This is a genomic window from Stenotrophomonas sp., assembly GCF_032103445.1.
Classification (GTDB): Bacteria; Pseudomonadota; Gammaproteobacteria; order Xanthomonadales; family Xanthomonadaceae; genus Stenotrophomonas.
In genome coordinates, this window is record NZ_DAMDFR010000022.1 from 43,368 (window position 1) to 61,800 (window position 18,433).

General features: G+C 66.4%; 22 protein-coding genes and 1 pseudogene. 15 read left to right on the top strand and 8 right to left on the bottom strand.

Features of this window, described 5'->3' with window-relative positions; all coding sequences use genetic code 11:
• Positions 1-16: 16 nt before the first annotated feature.
• Complete coding sequence (locus tag RT551_RS10260) at positions 17-442, bottom strand: copper chaperone PCu(A)C (RefSeq protein WP_313458213.1); 426 nt, start codon at positions 440-442, stop codon at positions 17-19.
• A gap of 34 nt (positions 443-476) precedes the next feature.
• Here RT551_RS10260 and RT551_RS10265 point away from each other — a divergent pair, with 34 nt between their 5' ends.
• From RT551_RS10265 to RT551_RS10280, 4 genes are all read left to right on the top strand, one after another.
• Positions 477-1,256, top strand: a complete 780-nt coding sequence (locus RT551_RS10265; RefSeq protein WP_313458216.1) for an enoyl-CoA hydratase/isomerase family protein — start codon at positions 477-479, stop codon at positions 1,254-1,256.
• Between the two features lie 43 nt (positions 1,257-1,299).
• Positions 1,300-2,208 (top strand): acyl-CoA thioesterase II, encoded by a 909-nt coding sequence (tesB, locus tag RT551_RS10270; protein WP_313458218.1) that lies wholly within the window; start codon positions 1,300-1,302, stop codon positions 2,206-2,208.
• A gap of 4 nt (positions 2,209-2,212) precedes the next feature.
• A complete protein-coding gene (locus RT551_RS10275) occupies positions 2,213-2,722 on the top strand; it encodes a DUF2007 domain-containing protein (RefSeq protein ID WP_313458220.1) in 510 nt (169 codons plus the stop codon).
• A 257-nt stretch (positions 2,723-2,979) separates the two neighbouring features.
• Positions 2,980-4,203, top strand: a complete 1,224-nt coding sequence (locus RT551_RS10280; RefSeq protein ID WP_313458222.1) for an RNA polymerase sigma factor — start codon at positions 2,980-2,982, stop codon at positions 4,201-4,203.
• An 88-nt stretch (positions 4,204-4,291) separates the two neighbouring features.
• Here the strand turns inward: RT551_RS10280 and RT551_RS10285 are convergent, their stop codons facing one another.
• On the bottom strand, positions 4,292-4,846 hold the full coding sequence (locus RT551_RS10285; protein WP_313458224.1) for an EF-hand domain-containing protein: 555 nt from the start codon (positions 4,844-4,846) through the stop codon (positions 4,292-4,294).
• Positions 4,847-5,000: 154 nt separating this feature from the next.
• Here RT551_RS10285 and RT551_RS10290 point away from each other — a divergent pair, with 154 nt between their 5' ends.
• Both RT551_RS10290 and RT551_RS10295 read left to right on the top strand, forming a co-directional pair.
• The gene (locus RT551_RS10290; RefSeq protein WP_313458226.1) at positions 5,001-5,756 is read left to right on the top strand and encodes an arginyltransferase; all 756 of its coding nucleotides are present in this window, start codon (positions 5,001-5,003) and stop codon (positions 5,754-5,756) included.
• A gap of 35 nt (positions 5,757-5,791) precedes the next feature.
• Positions 5,792-6,997, top strand: coding sequence for an endonuclease/exonuclease/phosphatase family protein (locus tag RT551_RS10295; protein ID WP_313458229.1), 1,206 nt, complete (start codon positions 5,792-5,794; stop codon positions 6,995-6,997).
• A 175-nt stretch (positions 6,998-7,172) separates the two neighbouring features.
• On the opposite strand, the gene purT is transcribed toward RT551_RS10295, so the two are convergent.
• Positions 7,173-8,360, bottom strand: coding sequence for a formate-dependent phosphoribosylglycinamide formyltransferase (gene purT, locus RT551_RS10300; protein ID WP_313458231.1), 1,188 nt, complete (start codon positions 8,358-8,360; stop codon positions 7,173-7,175).
• A gap of 126 nt (positions 8,361-8,486) precedes the next feature.
• Between purT and RT551_RS10305 the strand changes: the two genes are divergently transcribed.
• From RT551_RS10305 to RT551_RS10335, 7 genes are all read left to right on the top strand, one after another.
• Positions 8,487-9,356 carry an SPFH domain-containing protein gene (locus tag RT551_RS10305; RefSeq protein ID WP_313458233.1) on the top strand — a complete coding sequence of 290 codons (870 nt, stop codon included), beginning with the start codon at positions 8,487-8,489 and terminating at the stop codon, positions 9,354-9,356.
• A 23-nt stretch (positions 9,357-9,379) separates the two neighbouring features.
• On the top strand, positions 9,380-9,559 hold the full coding sequence (locus tag RT551_RS10310; protein WP_311190558.1) for an Arc family DNA binding domain-containing protein: 180 nt from the start codon (positions 9,380-9,382) through the stop codon (positions 9,557-9,559).
• Entirely contained in the window at positions 9,556-9,732 is a 177-nt protein-coding gene (locus tag RT551_RS10315; RefSeq protein WP_313458235.1) for a DUF4177 domain-containing protein, read from the top strand. The genes RT551_RS10310 and RT551_RS10315 overlap by 4 nt, the downstream gene beginning before the upstream one ends.
• A 1-nt stretch (position 9,733) precedes the next feature.
• The gene (locus RT551_RS10320) at positions 9,734-11,020 is read left to right on the top strand and encodes an alpha/beta fold hydrolase (RefSeq protein WP_313458238.1); all 1,287 of its coding nucleotides are present in this window, start codon (positions 9,734-9,736) and stop codon (positions 11,018-11,020) included.
• Complete coding sequence (locus tag RT551_RS10325) at positions 11,017-11,610, top strand: PH domain-containing protein (RefSeq protein WP_313458241.1); 594 nt, start codon at positions 11,017-11,019, stop codon at positions 11,608-11,610. Before RT551_RS10320 ends, RT551_RS10325 begins: the two co-directional genes overlap by 4 nt.
• A 27-nt stretch (positions 11,611-11,637) precedes the next feature.
• Positions 11,638-12,441, top strand: coding sequence for a D-alanyl-D-alanine carboxypeptidase family protein (locus RT551_RS10330; RefSeq protein WP_313458243.1), 804 nt, complete (start codon positions 11,638-11,640; stop codon positions 12,439-12,441).
• A 147-nt stretch (positions 12,442-12,588) separates the two neighbouring features.
• The gene (locus tag RT551_RS10335; RefSeq protein WP_313458246.1) at positions 12,589-13,101 is read left to right on the top strand and encodes a hypothetical protein; all 513 of its coding nucleotides are present in this window, start codon (positions 12,589-12,591) and stop codon (positions 13,099-13,101) included.
• Here the strand turns inward: RT551_RS10335 and RT551_RS10340 are convergent, their stop codons facing one another.
• From RT551_RS10340 to RT551_RS10360, 5 genes are all read right to left on the bottom strand, one after another.
• Entirely contained in the window at positions 13,102-13,776 is a 675-nt protein-coding gene (locus RT551_RS10340) for a DNA-3-methyladenine glycosylase (protein WP_313458248.1), read from the bottom strand.
• A 2-nt stretch (positions 13,777-13,778) separates the two neighbouring features.
• Positions 13,779-14,150, bottom strand: coding sequence for a DUF423 domain-containing protein (locus RT551_RS10345; RefSeq protein WP_313458250.1), 372 nt, complete (start codon positions 14,148-14,150; stop codon positions 13,779-13,781).
• An 83-nt stretch (positions 14,151-14,233) separates the two neighbouring features.
• A complete protein-coding gene (locus tag RT551_RS10350) occupies positions 14,234-15,313 on the bottom strand; it encodes an SRPBCC family protein (protein WP_313458253.1) in 1,080 nt (359 codons plus the stop codon).
• Between the two features lie 272 nt (positions 15,314-15,585).
• Entirely contained in the window at positions 15,586-16,227 is a 642-nt protein-coding gene (locus tag RT551_RS10355) for a response regulator transcription factor (protein WP_313458256.1), read from the bottom strand.
• Positions 16,227-17,420: a sensor histidine kinase gene (locus tag RT551_RS10360; RefSeq protein WP_313458259.1), complete on the bottom strand. Its 1,194-nt coding sequence runs from the start codon at positions 17,418-17,420 to the stop codon at positions 16,227-16,229. Before RT551_RS10360 ends, RT551_RS10355 begins: the two co-directional genes overlap by 1 nt.
• A 137-nt stretch (positions 17,421-17,557) precedes the next feature.
• On the opposite strand from RT551_RS10360, the gene RT551_RS10365 reads away from it, so the two are divergent.
• A complete protein-coding gene (locus RT551_RS10365; RefSeq protein ID WP_313458262.1) occupies positions 17,558-18,154 on the top strand; it encodes a GNAT family N-acetyltransferase in 597 nt (198 codons plus the stop codon).
• A 13-nt stretch (positions 18,155-18,167) separates the two neighbouring features.
• Positions 18,168-18,433, top strand: a pseudogene (minC, locus tag RT551_RS10370) (septum site-determining protein MinC); the annotation flags it as partial.

The following is an 18,433-nucleotide window of genomic DNA, read 5'->3' on the forward strand; positions in this document are numbered from 1 at the left end:
CGCGCATGGCGCGTCCCTACCGGATCTGCAACACCCCATCCACCTTGCGGCCGTCCTCCAGGCTCAGCCGCAGCGGCACCTCCCTGCCCTCCGCCAACGTCACCGCCGGCTGCATCAACATCAGATGCAGCCCACCGGGCTTGAGCTCCACCCTCGCCCCAGCTGCAATCGGCAACCGCTCCACTTCGCGCATACGGCTGACGCCATTGACCACGGTGGTCTCATGCAGCGTCACGTCGGCAAATGCCTTGCTGCCTGCGGCCACCACCGTCACCGCCTGCTTGCAGCGGTTGTGGATCACCCCATAACCCGCCGCCATCGGCATCTGCACAGGCGGCAGCCGTACCCATCCCTGCTCCAGCACCACACAGGCCGGCTCGGCCGCAGATGCTGCGCCCGCACACAACGCCAACAATACGCCCACGAATGGTTTGGTTATCATCGCCTCAGTTTCCCGTCCGCAACGAGACCGCAGCATGACGACGCTTATCGAGGTGATCAACCATGGCCCCATCCGCGAGCTGCGCCTGGCGCGCCCGCCGGTCAATGCGCTGGACACCGAACTGTGCCGGCAGCTGATCCATGCCGTTGAACTGGCCATGGCCGAGGACGCGCACGGGGTGATTCTGTCGGGCAGCGAACGCATCTTCACCGGCGGCATGGACGTGCCGCACCTGCTCTCGCACGGTGATGACAAACACAAGCTGCTGGACAGCTGGAACGCCTTCTTCGGCGCGGTACGCACCATTGCCGAGAGCCGCATCCCGGTGGTGGCGGCGATCACCGGCCACGCCCCGGCCGGCGGCTGCGTGCTGTCGTTGTGCTGCGACTACCGGGTGATGGCGCGCAGCACCGACCCGGCCCGCCCTTACGGCATTGGTCTGAACGAGGTGCAGGTCGGGCTGGTCGCCCCGGAGGGCATCCAGCGCCTGCTGCGCCGGGTGGTGGGCCCGCACCGCGCCAGCGTGCTGCTGACCACCGGCGCGCTGGTGCCGGCCGAACAGGCCCTGCAGATCGGGCTGGTGGATGAACTGGCGGACGGCGACCAGGTGGTGGCCCGGGCGCTGGCCTGGCTGCAGCAGTTGCTGAAGCTGCCGCGCCAGCCGATGCAGCTGACCCGCGCGATTGCCCGCGCCGACCTGCACGAGGCGCTGGCCCCGGAGCTGATCCAGCTGGACCGGTTCGTCGAGGCCTGGTACGCGCCGGATGCGCAGAATGCGTTGCAGGCGTTGGTGGCGCGGATCGGGAAGGGATAAGGGCCGGTATAATTCCCCTCCGTTCCACCACCAGGCCGCCGCCTTGTCCCAGCCGCAAGAACCCGTCGTTTCCGAGCTGATTGACCTGCTCTCGCTGGAGCGGCTGGAAGACAACCTGTTCCGCGGCCAGAGCCGTGACATCGGCACCAAGTACGTGTTCGGCGGGCAGGTGCTGGGCCAGGCGCTGTCGGCGGCGCAGGCCACGGTGGAAAACGGCCGCCATGTGCATTCCCTGCACGCCTATTTCCTCCGCGCCGGCAACATCGACCACCCCATCGTCTATGACGTGGACCGCACCCGCGACGGCGGCAGCTTCTCGGTGCGCCGGGTCACCGCGATCCAGCACGGCAAGGTGATCTTCTTCTGCGCCGCCTCGTTCCAGCAGGCTGAAACCGGGGCCGAGCACCAGCAGAAGATGCCGGAAGTGCCGCAGCCGGAAGACATCGAACCGAACCGCCCACTGCCGCCGGAAGTACTGGAGCGGCTGCCGATCAAGGTGCAGCGCTGGCTGTCGCGCGGTGGCCCGTTCGAGTTCCGCCACGTGTACCCGCGCGATGAACTGCACCCGCCCAAGCGCCCGCCTTACCACCAGGTGTGGCTGCGTCTGAATGAGAAAGTCGGCGACGCACCGGAACTGCACCAGGCGCTGCTGGCCTATGCCTCCGATTTCCACCTGCTCGGCACCGCGACCTTTCCGCACGGCATCAGCTATTACCAGCCGCACGTGCAGATGGCCTCGCTGGACCATGCGATCTGGTTCCACCGCCCGTTCCGCGCCGACGACTGGCTGCTGTATTCACTGGACAGCCCCAGCGCGCAGGATTCACGCGGACTGGCGCGCGGCCAGTTCTTCAACCGCCACGGCGTGCTGGTTGCCAGCACCGCGCAGGAAGGCCTGATCCGCGTCGTGGAAGACAGCAGCGCTGCGGCCGCCGTGCCGGCCAAGGAGTAACCCCATGCGTCAGATTTTCACCAGCCAGCGCGTGGAAACCGTGGAAGGCGTGGCCCAGCTGCTGCGCGATGCGGGTATCGAAGTGCGCATCACCAACGGCCGCTCGTATCACAGCAAGCGCGGCAGCCAGTTCAGCTATCTGGACACCAGCAAGGCCAGCACCCACCCCACGCTGTGGGTGGTGCACGCCAACGACCAGCCGCGCGCCCGCGAGATCCTGCGCGACGCCCGTCTGCTGGACACCACCCGCCGCGACCACCCCACTGCCGAGTACGCTTTCCGCCCCGAAGCGGCCGAAGCCGCCCCGGCCCGCAACTGGGGCTGGCGCATCCGCATCGGCCTGCTGCTGGTGATCGGCGCGGTCGCCATGTTCATCACGATGCGCCACCGCAGCGCCCCGCCGCCGGCTGCGCCGGTGCCAGCCGTGCAACAGCAACAGCAACCGCAACCCGTCCCAACGGCTCCGGAAGAAGAAGAGGTCCGTGTGCGGGTAACCCCGGTAACGCAACCGTAAGCCACAACGCCATCGTCCTGCGCACGTAACAATTCGTAGGTACCACGCCATGCGTGGTACCCGCGCGCAGCGCGGCACAAGCCCCCGAAGACGGGGTGGCAGGCGACCGGACCGACCACCGGCGTTTATGAATGATCGAAACCGGGATCAGGCGTTCATGACCCGGGAACGGAGCGCAGCCACGCAGGGCGTGGCTCTACGGTCACATTCTTCCCCAATCCGCGTCATAGTCACATCACCCGCTGGGGAAAGACGCCATGACGCTGGACACGCTGACCGCTTCGCACCCATTGACCCTCACCCTGGAACGCGAGCTGCCCGCCGCTACCGGGGGCTGCCAGCAGTCCTATGGCCGCATCGTGCTGGCCTGCCAGAACACCGTGACCGCCATTGCCCTGGCCATCACCCGTGACGTGCAGGCCAGCGAGGACATTGCCCAGGAGGCCTTCATCAAGGCCTGGCAGCAGCTTTCGCATCTGCACAACCACGCCAGCTTCCTGCCCTGGCTGCGCCAGATCACCCGCAACCTGGCCCGCGACTGGCTGCGCGCCAACCGTAACCGCCCGCTGTCGGGCGAGGCAGCAGACATCGCCATCGGCATGGCAGCGGATCCCAGTCCGGACGCGCCCGGGCACCTGCAGCGGGTGGAAGAGGAACTGGCCGCCGAAGAAATCATTTCCGCGCTGCCCGAAGACAGCCGTGAAACCCTGCTGCTGTACTACCGTGAAGGCCAGAGCTCGCAGCAGGTCGCCGACCTGCTGGGACTGAGCGACGCCGCCGTGCGCAAGCGCCTGTCCCGAGCCCGCGCTACCGTGCGCGAGGAAATGCTGCGTCGCTTCGGCGAGTTCGCACGCAGCAGCGCGCCGAGCGCGGCGTTCGCCACGGCGGTGGTGTCGATGGTGATGGTGACGGCACCGGGTACCGCCAGTGCGGCGATCCTGCTCAGCACCAGCGTGGGCGGCAGCAAGTTCGGCCTGGGCGGTGCCAGTGTCACCAGCGGCACCGCCGTGGCCTCGCTGACGGCCGCAGCGGAGCAGAGTCAGTTGTTGGTGACCGGCCATGTCCTGACCACGATGATCGTCGCCACGGTCGGTGCCGTGGCACTCAGCTATCTCGGCGGACGCTACCTGCTGTCGTTTGCCGAGCATCCCGACGAGCGCCGGAAGATCATGCGATTCGTGCACTCCAGCACCGGCGTTTCGCTGGTGGCCTGTCTGGCGACTTTGGTGCTGACCGTTCTCCAGGCCCCGGTCTGGGTCGCCTTTGCCGCCGCGTTCTCCGGCGTCTGCGTGGTCAACTATCAGTGCCTGGTGACGCTGCAGCGGATCATGAAACCCTTGATCGCCCGCGACAATGCGCGGCGCGGGCGTACTGGCACCAACTGGTGGTATGAGTCGATGTATGGGCGCACCGGCGTGGTGCTGCTGAACATCCTGACGCTCGGCATGGTGGGCGCGGTGGTGGTGCTCAAGGTTGGGTAGTGCCGGGCTTGCCCGGCAATGAACAACGCCGGTCGACGACCGGCGTTGTTCGGGTTTTGAAGCAGCCGGGCAAGCCCGGCTCTACGGATCAGTGCACCGGCGGTTTGCCACCGCGCGGGCCGCCGAACGGCGACTTGGCGGCATCAAACTCAGCCTTGCTCAGCTTGCCGTCCTTGTTGGTGTCAGCGGCGGCAAACCACGCATCACGGTGCTGCTTCATGCCCAGCTCGCGGTCGGCCTTGTCCAGGTATCCGTCCTTGTTGAGGTCCATCTTGTCGAAGCGTTCGGCCAGGCGCGGATCAGCCTTGGCTTCCTCGCGGCTGATGCGGCCGTCCTTGTTCACGTCCAGCTTGGCCATGCGATCGTGCATGCCCGGGCCACGGCCGTGGCGCTTGCCGTGCCAGCGTGGCATTTCCTCGCGCGACAGCTTGCCGTCCTTGTTCGCATCCAGGGTGTCGAACTTCTCGGCCAGGCGCGGGGCCTTGGCGGCTTCGCTGCGGTCGATGACGCCGTCGCCATTGGTGTCCAGCTTCACACGGGCCGGCTTTTCAGCGGCGGTGGGAGCATCAGCGGCCACCGCCAGGCCGGCAGCGCCGGTGGTCATCAGCAGGGCCAGCAGCAGAAGGGGTTTGCGGTTGCGCATGGAATCACTCCGGTATCAGGGGTTGGCTGTGCGGTGCGTTGGCACCCACGCCAGGGAAAACGCCCCAGCGTCTGCCGCGTTGACAGCGGCACCGGTCGCGTTCATGTAGCAGACAGTCGCGGCGGCTGCGACAGCGCGGCGCTATGCTGTGGGCATGGCGATACACGGCGACCGCGACGACGAGCTGCGACTGTTCCAGACCGGAGACCACCCCTGTGGCTACTGGCCGGACCGGGCCGCGCGAGATCTGGTCCTGGATCCGCACGATCCACGGCTGGGCACGCTGTACCCGATGGCGCTGAGCTGGGGCTTCCGCCGCTCCGGCGACCTGGTCTACCGCCCGCACTGTGCCAACTGCCACGCCTGCGTGTCGGTGCGCATTCCGGTGGCGCGCTTCACGCCCGACCGCAGCCAGCGCCGTTGCCTGGCCCGCAATGCCGACCTGGAAGTGCGCATCGTCGCCGCCGAACAGACCGACGAACAGTTCGCGCTGTACCACCGCTACCTCACCCACCGCCACGCGCAGGGCGGCATGGACGATCACGGCCCGCACGAGTTCGACCAGTTCCTGATCGGGCAGTGGTCGCAGGGCCGGTTTCTGGAAATGCGCGCGCCGGCCCATGACGGCCATCGCGGCGAACTGCTGGGGGTGGCGGTCACCGATGTCACCGCACAGGGCTTATCGGCGGTGTACACCTTCTTCGACCCGGAGCAGGCGCATCGTGGTCTGGGCACCTTCGGCATCCTGCAGCAGATCGCCTGGGCCCGGCGCGAGAACCTGCCGCACCTGTACCTGGGCTACTGGATCCGCGACCACCGCAAGATGGACTACAAGCGCCGCTTCCGCCCGCTGGAGGCTTACGACGGCCGCCGCTGGCACGACTTCGACGACGAACTGGACGGGCGCTGACGCGCCCCTGCAATGCACGCAGGTAAAATGGGTGGATGAAGACCCCTGCCCTGTTCCTCGCCCTGGCCCTGCTCTGCAGCGGCTGCGCCCAGACCCCGAACCGGACCGCCGCCATGCCTGATTCCAAGCCGGCACCGCTGCGGATTGCCACCTACAACACCTCGCTGTACAGCGACGAGCGCGGCGGCCTGATCGCCGAGCTGGAAGGCGACAGCGCGCACGCGCGCAAGATCGCCGCGGTGCTGCAGCAGGTCCGCCCGGACCTGGTGCTGCTGAACGAATTCGACTTCGACCACGAACACCGCGCCGCCGACCTGTTCCAGCAGCGCTACCTGGAAACCGCCCAGCCCGGCGGCGGCGAGCCGCTGAAGTACCCCTACCGCTACCTTGCCCCGGTCAACACCGGCGTACCCAGCGGCCTGGACCTGGACAACAACGGCGAAGTCGGCGGCGAAGGCCGCTCGCGCGGCAACGACGCGTGGGGCTACGGCCTGCACCCCGGCCAGTACGGCATGCTGGTGCTGTCGCGCTACCCCATCGACGAAGCCAAGGTCCGCACCTTCCAGCTGCTGAAGTGGAACACCCTGCCCGGGGCGGTGAATCCGGTCGACCCGCGCACCGGCAAGCCCTTCTACAGCGCACAGGTGTGGTCGCAGCTGCGCCTCTCCTCCAAGTCGCACTGGGACGTGCCGGTGAAAACCCCCGAAGGCGTGGTGCACGCACTGGTTTCCCACCCCACCCCGCCGGTGTTCGATGGCCCGGAAAAGCGCAATGCACAGCGCAACGGTGACGAACTGCGCCTGTGGCAGCAGTACCTGTCGGCCGGTGACAAACCCTGGCTGTGCGACGACCGTGGCCAGTGTGGTGGCCTGGCGCAGGATGCGCGCTTTGTGATTCTGGGCGACCTCAACAACGACCCGGTGGATGGCGATGGCCAGCACGACGCCATCGTCGAACTGATCGAAAATGCGCGCGTGCTGCGCTACCCCACCCCACGCAGCGTGGGTGCCGAGCAGACCAGCGCGTCCTATGCGGCCGCAGGCATCGTGCGCAAGGGTGCGCCGTTCCACGCGACCGGCGATTTCGGCCCGAAGGCCGGCACCATGCGGTTGGATTACGTGTTGCCGTCGACGGGTTTCGAGTATGTGAGCAGCGGCGTGTTCTGGCCGGCCAATGAAAGTGCCGAAGCGAAGATCGCCGATGGCAGTGACCACCACCTGGTATGGGTGGACGTGCGGTGATGTGACCGCGTCGCGATCAACCTTCGGGGGAGGCCAACGAGTAGCCCCCGGAGGGACACTCCACGGCATGGATGCCGTGGAGTAGCCTACATGGACGTACTTGCGGCGTGTCCCGGAGCGGGGCTGCTCGTTGGCCTCCCCGCACGGAAAAACAAAAGCGCCGCCGTTCGCGCGATTACGAACGCAGCTCGATCTGGATCGCCTCGGCCGCCTCACGCGCGATCTTCCGCGCCTCATCGATATCCGCGCCACGCGCCAGGGTGACGCCCACGCGGCGATGCCCATGCACGCTCGGCTTGCCAAACAGGCGCAGCGCCGAGTCCGGATGCACCAGCGCCTGCTCCACGTTGCTGAAGAACGGCACGCCTTCACCATGCGCCAGCATTGCGCAGGACGCGGAAGGACCGCTCTGACGGATGACCGGGATCGGCAGGCCCAGGATCGCCCGCGCATGCAGCGCGAACTCGCTAAGGTCCTGCGAGGCCAGCGTCACCAGCCCGGTGTCGTGGGGACGCGGCGAGACCTCGCTGAACCACACCTCGTCGCCCTTCACGAACAGCTCCACCCCGAACAGGCCCCAGCCACCCAGGTCGTCGGTGATCGCCTGCGAAATCTCTTCGGCCCGCGCCAGCGCGCGCGGCGACATCGGCTGCGGCTGCCAGCTTTCGCGGTAATCGCCGTCCTTCTGCCAGTGCCCGATCGCCGCACAGAACGAGGTGCCACCTGCATGGCGCACGGTCAGCAGCGTGATCTCGTAATCGAAATCGATGAAACCTTCCACGATGCAGCGCCCCGCGCCAGCACGGCCGCCGGTCTGCGCGTAATCCCACGCCGGCGCGATGTCTGCCTCGCTGCGCAGCGTGCTCTGGCCCTTGCCCGAGGACGACATCACCGGCTTGACCACGCACGGCAGGCCAATCGCCGCCACGGCCGCACGGTACTCCGCCTCGGTGTCGACGAAGCGGTACGGCGAGGTCGGCAGGCCCAGCGTTTCCGCGGCCAGCCGACGGATGCCTTCACGGTCCATGGTCAGGCGGGCCGCACGTGCGGTCGGCACCACCCGCTGGCCGGTTTCCTGCTCCAGCTGCACCAGGGTTTCCGTATGAATGGCCTCGATCTCCGGCACGATCAGGTGCGGCTGCTCCTGCGCGATCAGCGCACGCAACGCCATCGCGTCGAGCATGTCGATCACATGCGAGCGGTGTGCCACCTGCATTGCCGGTGCATCGGCGTAACGGTCGGCCGCGATCACCTCCACGCCCAGCCGCTGCAGTTCGATGGCGACCTCCTTGCCCAGTTCGCCCGAGCCCAGCAGCAGCACACGGGTGGCGGAAGGAGACAGCGGCGTACCGAGCGTGGTCATGGGGCGTTCCGAGGGGGTCAAAGGGACGGGAAGGCATTTTAGGGCGTCCAGCCCGGGGCCGGGGGCACTTGCACAGCTGATATCATTTTGATATCAAATACCAAACCCACCCAAGGATGCCCCGCCATGAAGGAAAAACCCGTCCGCTCCCTGTCCGGCCTGCCGTTCCTGCTGGGCGTGCTCGTTCTGTTCGTTGTGGCCGTCTGGATGTTCGTGGCCGGTGCAGAGCGCGGCAACGTCAATGGCGGACTGCTGTTCGGCGGCGTGCTGCTGGCCATCGTCGCCCTGCTCAGCCTGACCGGCCTGTACACCGTGCAGCCCAACCAGGCGGCCGTGCTCAGCCTGTTCGGCAAGTACGTGGGCACCGTCAAGGACAACGGCCTGCGCTGGAACAACCCCTTCTTCGCCAAGAAGAAGGTCAGCCAGCGCGTGCGCAACTTTGAAAGCGGCAAGCTCAAGGTCAATGAACTCGACGGCAGCCCGATCGAAATTGCCGCTGTCATCGTCTGGCAGGTGGTCGATGCCTCCGAGGCCGTCTACAACGTGGACGACTACGAAAGCTTCGTGCACATCCAGTCCGAATCGGCGCTGCGCGCGATGGCCACCAGCTATCCCTATGACCAGCACGAGGAAGGCCAGCTGTCGCTGCGCAGCCATGCCAACGAAATCTCCCAGCACCTCAAGGACGAGCTGGCCGAGCGTCTGGCCGATGCCGGCGTGCAGGTACTCGATGCGCGCATCAGCCACCTGGCCTATGCGCCGGAAATCGCCCAGGCGATGCTGCAGCGCCAGCAGGCCAACGCGGTGATCGCCGCGCGCACGCGGATTGTGGCCGGTGCGGTAGGCATGGTCGAAATGGCACTGGCCGAGCTGCAGAAGAACGGCGTGGTGCAACTGGATGAAGAACGCAAGGCGCACATGGTCAGCAACCTGCTTACGGTACTGTGCTCGGACCGGGGCACCCAGCCCATCGTCAACGCCGGCTCGCTGTATTGAGCCGGCTGTACTGAGCCTTCCGCATGACTGAAAAGAAAGCCTACCCGCTTCGCATCAATGCCGACGTTCTTGCGGCGGCGCAGCGCTGGGCCGACGACGAGCTGCGCAGCCTCAACGCGCAGATTGAATACGTGTTGCGCGACGCACTGCGCAAGGCAGGACGCCTGCCAAAACCCACCCCGACGCCGGAGAACAAGGAATGAGCAAGCGCTGGAGTTATCAGACGGTAGAAGTGAAACCCACCTGGACCGGCTTGAGGACGGAGGACATCCAGACCGAACTCACCCGGCAGGGACTGCTGGGCTGGGAGCTGGTCAACGTGGTCCAGCCACCGGCGATGGGCAAGGCCATATTGATCTTCAAGAAGGAGCAGTGAGATGCGCAGCGGCCTCGCCTCTCTCGCCCTGCTGCTTGCGTCGGTCACGATGAGCGCCCACGCCGCCAGCCCCGAACAGACCGCCAGCCAATTGCTGGACCACCTGCAGGCCGGCGACATCGCCGCTGCCGAAGCCATGTTCACCCCGGAGCTGGCCAAGGACGTTCCCGCAACCCGCCTGCAGAGCCTGTGGCAGCAGCTGGGCGGGCTGAAGTCACGCGGTCCGGCACGGGTGGTGGAGCAGCACGGCATGCCGACCGTACTGCAGCCACTGCAGCTGGGCGCGGGTCCGTTCAACGTGGTCATCAATGTCGATGCGCAGGGCCGCATTGCCGGCCTGTTCTTCCTGCCGGTGCAGCCGGCCGCGCCACCGCCGCCACCCGTGCCCGCCGACGCGACCTTCCGCGAAAGCGAGGTTCAGATCGACAGCGGCAAGGGCGCGCTGCCCGGCACGTTGGCAATGCCGGTGGGCAAGGGCCCGTTCCCGGCGGCGGTGCTGGTGCACGGCTCCGGGCCGCAGGACCGTAACGTGACCATCGGCCAGAACCGCCCGTTCCTGGACGTGGCGCGCGGGCTGGCTGCGCAGGGCATTGCGGTATTGCGCTACGAAAAGCGCACCAAGGCGCGCCCGCAGGACTTCAGCGGCGACTTCACCGTGGATGACGAGATCACCGACGACGCGGTCGCCGCCCTCGCGCTGCTCGCTTCAACGCCCGGGGTCGATGCGCGGCATCTCTACGTGATTGGACACAGCCAGGGCGGCATGCTGGCCCCGCGCATCGCGTCCCGTTCCGGCAAGGTTGCCGGTGTGGTGCTGTGGTCGGCACCGGCGCGCTCGCTGCTGGACCTGATGCCCGAACAGCATCGTTACCTGTTCAACCTGGACGGCCAGATCAGTCCGCAGGAACAGGCGGTCATGGATCGACTGGATGTGCAGATCGCAGCGGCACGCGGCACTGAACCGGTAGCGCCCGCTGGGTTGCCGCTAGGTCTGCCGGCACATTACTGGCGCACGCTGGAACAGGTGAATCCGGTCGCCGATGCCAAGGCGCTTTCGCAGCCCATTCTGGTCCTGCATGGCGGTCGCGATTTCCAGGTGATCGATACCGACTGGAAGCTGTGGTCGCAGGCGCTGTCTGGTACCGCAACGCTGCATCGCTATGATCAACTGAACCACCTGGGCATCGCCGGTGAGGGCCCCGGCTCGCTGGAGGAATACAACCGCCCGGGACACGTGGATGCGACGTTGATCAACGACGTGGCGCGTTGGATCAAGGCGCAGCCATGACTGCGCCGTCGGACATGAAGGACTTCCCGGTGGCACCGGCCCCGGTCTGGATCGGCCTGTGGATGTGGATACCGCTGGCGGGCACATTGGCGCTGATCATCGGTGCCAACCTGTCCCGGTTCGAACGCACGCCGATGGATCTGGTCATCACCACGGCGTTCGTGCTGCTGCTTACCGCAGCGATGAGCTGGGCGTTCTTCCGGCGCCGGATCGTCCTGCATGCGGACGCGCTGGAGGTGGTTTCCACTTTTTACCGCAAGCGCGTGGCCTTGGATGCACTGGAAATTGAGAGCGCACGCATCGTGGACCTGGCCGAGCACGAGGAAATGAAGCCGGCGCTGAAGATCAATGGCTTCGGGATGCCTGGGTTCCGGTCGGGGCACTACCGGATGAAGGACCGGCGCAAGGCGTTCTGTCTGATCACCGACTCCAGCCGGGTGCTTTACCTGCCGCTTGGCGATGGGAGCGTGGTGCTGATCAGTCCGGAACGGCCGCGGGAGCTGCTGGAGGCGTTGAAGAGCAGCCGGGCAAGCCCGGCTCTACGGGCAGGCGATGACGCGCGGCCGGATCGACGCGGCGATGGGCGGTGATGCGGGCGGATCGGCTAAGCTGGCGGCATGCGTAGTTTCCCTGCCCTGCTGACCAACACCGCCGATATCGAGCTGTGGCCCGGCGGCCTGCTGCGTGCGCGCAGCAATGCCGACGCGCGTGCGCTGGCACAGGCGCAGTGGGTGCTGCGACGCAAAGCGGATGGCCGCTACCTTGCCGTGGTGAATGCGCAAGGCGTGCTGCCGCTGGTGCCGCACCTGATGCGCGAGGCCGGTATTGACGAGGCGCTGGATGCGCTGGAGCGGCTTGAACTGGGCCGCAGCCGAGGACCACAGCCGACCGCCCTGCTGCCGCTCAGCGGACTGCAACTGCGCCTGGAGCAGCTGGGCATTGATGCGGACCAGTATGAGGCTGATACCGGGCTGGCGTTGGAAGCCGAGCCTGCGCAGCTGCGGTTGGCCGGGTTCGACCGCTACCGGCGGCCACTGTGGCTGCAGCACGGTGCCGCGCTGGCGTGGCGGCGGCTGCAGCTGCACGCGGCACAGGACGGCATCGCGCTGGAGGCGATCTCCGGCTACCGCAGCCACGATTACCAGCTGGGCATTTTCGAGCGCAAGCGTGCGCGCGGGCTGAACGTGCAGGAGATTCTGCAGGTGAATGCTGCGCCGGGGTACAGCGAGCACCACAGTGGGCGTGCGCTGGATATCAGCAGCCCGGGGGAACCGCCGGCGGAAGAGAGTTTCGAGGCCACGCCGGCATTTGCGTGGTTGCTGGCCAATGCCGGCGGGCATGGGTTCCGGCTGAGCTACCCGCGCGATAACCCGCACGGCATCGTGTACGAGCCCTGGCACTGGTACTGGACCGGCGCGTAGAGCCACGCCCTGCGTGGCTGCGACCACGTTTGACATCGCGCAGCCACGCAGGGCGTGGCTCTACGGCGCGACGTCGGGGAAACCCCTCTTTCGGTTTTGTATAGCTGGCGTTAATCTTCGCGGACCATCCAAGGGGGATACCGCGTCATGGAAGACAACAGCCCGTACCAGGCCAGCAAGGTGGCACCCGCAGCGCGTGCGTCTGATCAGCTCGACTGGCGCGATGCGGTCCCAAGCGAAATTACCAGCCGGATCAAGCACATGTGGATCCTGCTGGTCCTGACCGGCATCTGGATGTTGATCATGGCGCTGATCATGCTTGCCAACATGCAGCAGCTCCAAGGCTGGCTCCTGGGCCTTGTTCTGGCGTTGACGTCGATCTACATGCTCGCGGCCTTCGGGGTCTACAAGCGCAGCCGCACAGTGGCCACCATCGTGCTCGCGTTCTGGGCACTTTCAACACTGGGCACGCTGCTGAAGTTCACTACCGGCGAAGGCAACATGAGCGGCGTGGGTTTCACCGCAGTGTTCGGCTTCGTCGCCATTCGCGGCACCTTCGCCACCTACCGCTACCACCACCACATGGCCAATGTACGCACGCGCCCGGCCCGCGCCCGCCTCAGCGATGACCCGGCGTTCGCGCCTAAGCTGGACGCGTAATCAATCCTGCGACCGGTTGGTCGCGGCTTTCGGCACCTCGCTGAAATCCGCGATCCGCCACAAGTACAGACTGGCGTAGGTCCGATAAGGCCCCCACTTCTCACCGCGTTCGGCCAGCGCCTTCGGGGTCAGCATCGCCTCGGCCTTGTCCACCCGCTGCGCGCCCTTGCGCACGCCGACGTCATCGATCGGCAGGATGTCCGGCCGGCCCAGGCGGAACATCAGCATCATCTCCACGGTCCAGCGGCCGATGCCGCGAATCGGCACCAGCGCCTCGATGATGGCGTCGTGCTCCATCACCGACATCCGCCGCAGGTCAGGAATCTCGCCGGCGGCCTCACGCCGCGCGAGGTCGCGCAACGCCAGCGCCTTGTTGCCGGATACTCCACACACTCTCAGCGCGGCGTCATCGATCCGGCCCAGCGTGTCGGCATGCAGACGCGTGCTGCCAATCGCCGTCTCGACCCGGCCCACAATCGTGGAGGCGGCCTTGCCGCTGAGCTGCTGGAACAGGATCGCCCGGGCCAGCGCATCGACCGGGTCGAATGACTTCGCCCATCCGGGCGGAGCCTCTATCGGTCCCAGCCGCTTCATCCATGCGCCCAGGCGGCGGTCACGCCGGGCCAGCCAGTCGTGGGCCTGCTGCACATCGAAGCCGCGGCGGAAGCGGGGCATGGTCAGCGCCTCAGGGCATTGAGCCCGTACACCACCCAGCCCAGGATCAGCGCACTGCCGCCGACCGGAGCCAATGACGTCGGCAGCTGCCAGAGCGCACCACCGACCAGACTGCCGGAGAACAGCAGGGTGCCCAGCAACAGCACATACAGCGCCAACCGCCCTACCCGGTTCTGCTGGCTTGCGCCCAACACCGCCAGTGCCACGCCGTGGCCGAAGGCATACAGCGCTGCAGTGCTCACGTGCGACTGCGCCAGTGCGTCACTGATGCCGTGCGAGGCATAGGCCGACAGCCCGACCGCGGTGGCCGCAAGCAACCCACCCAAGCAGGCCAGCAGCGAGGGTTTGCGCGCGCGTCGTTCGAGATTGAGCATGTGGAATTCCTTCTGCCAAAAAAAACGCGCCGCAGTGAGCGGCGCGTTTTGAGGTCATGCGTTACATCGCATCAACCGCTGGGTTACTTCACAGCCCAGTAGATGTCGTAGGTGCCGTCCGCGGTGAACGACTTGTCCACGCCATCCTTCCAGGTTTCGTACGGACGGTCGATGACTTCGTTGCCGCCGGTGACAGCCCAGGCACGCAGGGCGTTACGGGCGATGTCCAGACCCGCCATGTGGCCGGTGTAGGCAGCATGGGCGGAACGGTGCGGAGCCACGTGCACGTACTTGACCGGTGCGCCGCCGTCGATCTTGACGGTCAGCTGCTCAGCCGAAGCACCTTCGGTACCCTTCTTCTTCACCGGCTGGGCGATGTCGAAGGCGTACTTTTCCTGGCCGAAGTCGGTGGTGATGATGCGGAACGGACCGGCGGCTTCGAGGTTGTTGGCCTCCATCACGCGCTTGATCCACTCCTGGTTGTCCTTGATCGACTTGGTGATGGTTTCCTGGCCGCGGTCGACGTTACCGGCGGTCACCACCAGCAGGTCTTCAGCAGCCACGTCCACGATGGCCAGATCGGTCAGCGGGGCTTCGGCGGTGCGGTAGTCGATGTTCGGCACGGTGGCCAGCATGTTGGCCATGCGCGACAGACCCAGCTTCAGGTCGTCACCGATGTGACGGCTGACGTACAGGCCGGCGTAACGGCCGAACAGGTCGAAGCCGTACTTGACGCTGTAGTCCTGGGTGATCTTGACGTTGCGGCCACCCTTGCCGGTCGGCTCGAGGGTGAAGCTGGTCTTCTTGTCGTGACCCTTGCTGACGTCTTCGATGGCGATGGCCACGCGCTTGCCAGGTTCGGATTCGGTGATTTCCCAGCTGCCTTCGCCCAGCGACGCTTCCTTGGAGGCGTAGTCCATGCGGGCACCCACGCCAGCGGCGGGGCCGGAGTACTTCAGTTCAACGGCGGGATCGCGCAGGACGAGCGGGTTCCAGTCCTTGAAGCGGCGCAGGCTGTTGACCGTGTCGAACACGATCGTCATCTTGCGGTTGGTCTCGATGCTTTCGGAAATATGGCGTTCGCCCGGCAGCGCCACGCCAATGATGACGAACAGGCCAGCCACGATCCCCAAGGCGATCAGGAACTCGATAATACGGGTCATTCAGGAGTCTCCGGGGCCGATCCCACGGCCGGGTTGATTGAAGCGAAGCGCCAATCCTAGCAGGCTTCGCGGGTGTTATGGATCAGGATTGGCGCACCGGTTTCCATGCCGGCAGCGGTTTTGTACAGACAAGGAGCGGAAAGATAGCGCATCGCGCGCGTCCGCACGTAGGGGGACGGGGAATTTCTTCCCTCGCCCGCACCTGAATGAATTCCAACTGACCTTCAAAACCCTTGTCCTGCAAGGAATGTGCCGTAGCCAGCCGGGCCGATTCAGACAAGCTGGAGCTCGAATGCCTTCAGCACCGCACGGGTGCGATCGCGCACGCCGAGCTTGGACAGAATGTTGGACACGTGGTTCTTGATCGTGCCTTCGGCCACGCCCAGCGAATTGGCGATTTCCTTGTTGGAGAAACCGCTGGCCATCAGGCGCAGGATCTCGGTTTCACGGTCGGTGAGCGGGTCCGGGCGGTCCAGGCTGACGAACTCGTTGTGCATGTGCTCCAGCCCCGAAAGCAGGCGCTGGGTCACCGCCGGCTGCACCAGCGAACCGCCTTCGGCCACGGTGCGGATGGCTCCGACCAGCTGCTCCAGGGTCACGTCCTTGAGCAGGTAGCCCTTGGCCCCGGCCTTGAGCCCGGCCAGGACCAGCTGGTCGTCGTCGAAGGTGGTCAGGATGATCGTCGGCGGCAACTGGTTGAGGCGCGACAGCATCTGCAACGCCTCCAGTCCGGACATCACCGGCATGCGCATGTCCATCAACACCACGTCCGGCTTCACCTGGGGGACCAGGTCGACCGCCTGACGGCCATCGGCGGCCTCGGCCACCACCTCGATCCCGGCATCCAGCGCCAGCAGCGAGCGGATTCCCTGCCGCACCAGGGTTTGGTCATCGACCAGGCAGACGCGAATCATCACAACGCTCCTTCAAAGGGTGCCAGCATCAGCACCGGCACGCCGGGGACCGAGGCGCGCAGGCGGAAGCCCTGGCCCCGGCGGGTTTCAATCTGCAGTTCGCCACCGCACTGCTGCAGGCGTTCACGCATGCCACGCAGGCCATTGCCGACCACGATACCGTCAGCGCCGACGCCATCGTCATGCGCTTCCACCACCACCTGCCCGGATTCCTCGCAACGGACCTGGATCCACAGGTTGCGGGCCCCGGCATGGCGGACGGCGTTGGTGATGATCTCCTGGGTGCAGCGCAGCAGCACGTGGGCGTGTTCAGGATCTTCCACGCTCAGGGGCTCTTCGATGTCCAGATGGATGTCCAGCGAGGGCACCTGCTCGGTCAGCGGGCGCAGCGCGGCGGCCAGGTCGATGGCCCCGCTGTCGCGCAACTGACTCACGGCCTCGCGCACGTCGGTCAGCAGCAGCTTGGCCAGGGTGTGGGCCTGGTGGATGTGCTCCTGGGCCTGGCCTTCGGTGATGTGGCCGGCCACTTCCAGGTTCAGGCTGAGCGCGGTCAGGTGGTGGCCGAGCAGGTCGTGAAGCTCGCGCGAGATGCGGGTGCGCTCGTTGACCCGGGCGCTCTCGGCCAGCAGCACGCGGGTGGCGCGCAGTTCGGTGTTGAGCCGGCGCTGCTCCTCGCGCGCGTCGGTCTGCTGGCGGGCCACCAGGCTGGTCACGAAGATGAACATCGAGAAGCCGCCATACAGCAGCGACTGCATGATCGCTTCAAACAGGGAAAACGGCAGGAACAGGTAATAGACCGGGGCTACCGCCAGCTGGCTGACCAGCAGCCAGATCACCCCTACGCGTGCCGGCAGCATCCAGGGAATGACCCCGGCCGCGACCATCATCAGGATGCTGCCCAGCCCCGAGCCACTGAGGAAGCTCACCCCCAGCGCGCAGATGGTCAGCAGGACCAGGATGGCGCGGTCGTACCAGGCGGAGTGGCCGCCATTGCGCAGCCCGCGGGTCAGCCACAGGTAGCCGCCGCCGAAGGTCAGATACGCCACGAACAGCAGCAACGCCGGCAGGTCCACCCCGCCGCCGTGGCGCAGCAGCGCCTCGTACTGGGAATAGACCAGCGGCAGACCCAGCATGACCCAGGTGAACAGGCCGGCCAGTCGCAGAACTCGGGTTTGGCTGAGGTATCCCAACATGGCTGCATCTTAGGCTGAACCTGTGCCCCTGCACCCGGGCAGAAGTCATGCCTTGCCTGTGACCCGACCGGCCGGCCATGTAATAATCCGGTGCAGGGTTCCTTCGGGAACCATCCGCGTTACCCCACGGAGTCACAATGTCGATTGTCATCCGCGACGTGCGCGAGCACGAGCTCGATTCCGTCCTGGCCCTGAACAACAACGCCGGTCTGGCCATCCTGCCGCTGGATGCGGCCCGCCTGCGCCTGTTCTTTGAAACCGCCGAATATTTCCGGGTCGCCGAACGCGACGGCAACCTGGCCGGCTTCCTGATCGGTTTCGGCAGCGAGAGCCAGCACGACAGCAGCAACTTCGCCTGGTTCAAAGAACACCTGGACAGCAAATTCTTCTACATCGACCGCATCGTGGTGGCCAGCCGCCGCCGCGGCGGCGGTGTGGGCCGTGCGTTCTACGCCGACGCCCAGAGCTACGCCGAGCTGCGCTATCCGCAGCTGACCTGCGAAGTGTTCCTGGACCACGGTGCCGACGCAGCCCTGCTCTTCCACGGCAGCTTCGGCTTCCGCGAGGTCGGGCAGAACACCATGCCGCACGTGGATGTGCGGGCCAGCATGCTGCTGAAGGACCTGTGCAGCTACCAATGGGTGCACGACACCTACGGCGACACGCTGCCGGACGTGCCCTGGGTGGGCCAGCGCCGGCTGCCGCTGGGCGCGCAACGACCGACGGGGACCTGAAGTGGCGGCGAACATGGATTTTGAACAGGCCGGTGAACTGAAGATCGGCCAGGTGGGTATCGCCAACCTGCGCATCCGCACCCTGGATGTGGAACGACTGACCCGGGAAATGCACGAACGCGTGGCGCGTGCGCCGAAGCTGTTCGGGCGCGCCGCGGTCATCCTGGATTTCGGCGGCCTCAGCCGCATGCCCGACGTGGCCACGGCGCAGGCCCTGCTGGACGGCCTGCGCAGCGCCGGCGTGCTGCCGGTGGCGCTGGCCTACGGCAGCACCGAAAC